The organism is Mesorhizobium sp. M4B.F.Ca.ET.143.01.1.1 (assembly GCF_004792275.1).
Lineage (GTDB): Bacteria > Pseudomonadota > Alphaproteobacteria > Rhizobiales > Rhizobiaceae > Mesorhizobium > Mesorhizobium abyssinicae.
The window spans coordinates 1-316 of record NZ_SRSR01000248.1; the positions used below are offsets into that span (position 1 = coordinate 1).

Below are 316 nucleotides of genomic sequence, written 5' to 3' on the forward strand. Positions count from 1 at the left end.
CCGGCGTTGCCCCAGGCGCCCCGCAGTACGGCGCCGTCGTGCAGCATGGCGCCGCCAAGTCCGACGCCGAAATAGAGATAATAATATTCGGAATGTTTTGTGCCGAGTCCATAGAGGCGCTCGCCCATCGCGGCGGCGGCCATGTCGTTTTCGAAGAAGGCCGGCAGGCCGGTGGCCGCCGTCAGCCGCTCGCGCAGCGGAACGTCCTGCCACCCGGCCATGGTGGTGGGGCCGACGAAGCTCATGGGCTCAACGCCGAACGGTCCCGGAAGCGCCATGCAGATACCGATGCCACGGCCGCCCGTGAGGCGTGCCG

Annotated in this window: 1 protein-coding gene; it reads right to left on the minus strand. The window is 68.0% G+C overall.

Annotation, left to right across the window (positions count from 1 at the left end):
- The coding region (locus EN786_RS36845; RefSeq protein WP_135910150.1) for an ROK family protein at positions 1-316 on the minus strand (316 nt) is incomplete at both ends.